At 60.7% G+C, this 562-nt stretch carries 1 protein-coding gene; it reads left to right on the top strand.

Going from position 1 to position 562, the window contains the following annotated elements:
• On the top strand, window positions 1-562 hold a 562-nt coding region (locus KIP88_RS46015), incomplete at both ends, for an AMP-binding protein (RefSeq protein ID WP_214494652.1).

Genomic DNA, 562 nt, shown 5'->3' with positions numbered 1-562 from the left:
GCGACCCCGGCGTGGGCGCAGCTGCCGGCCGCGAACCCGAACCCGCGCGCCCTCGGCCTGACCTCGCGCCATCTCGCCTATGTGATCTACACCTCGGGATCCACCGGAACGCCCAAGGGGGCACAGAATGAGCATCGGGCCATCATCAATCGGCTGATCTGGATGCAAAGAGCCTATGGTCTCAAGGCAACTGATGTCGTGTTGCAGAAGACGCCATTTGGCTTCGATGTCTCGGTCTGGGAGTTCTTCTGGACGCTGCTTGAAGGTGCGACCTTGGTGCTGGCGCCTTCGGATGCGCACAAAGACCCCGATGCATTGGTGGACTTGATCATCAGCCAACGCATCACCACGGCACACTTCGTACCATCGATGCTGGTCAGCTTTATCGATGCGAAGGGGGTTGATCGCTGCACATCGCTGCAGCGCCTGTTGTGCAGTGGCGAGGCACTTCCTGCCGCCAGCTTGCACAAGGTTCGGCGCGTATTGCCTTGGACTGGCCTGCATAATCTCTACGGTCCGACGGAAGCTGCGATCGACGTGACAGCGTGGAGCTGCCCGGATA

The organism is Bradyrhizobium sp. SRL28, assembly GCF_018596315.1.
In the GTDB taxonomy this organism is placed as follows: domain Bacteria; phylum Pseudomonadota; class Alphaproteobacteria; order Rhizobiales; family Xanthobacteraceae; genus Bradyrhizobium.
Note: the sequence above shows the minus strand (reverse complement) of the source record. Positions and strands in the feature narration are given on the sequence as shown.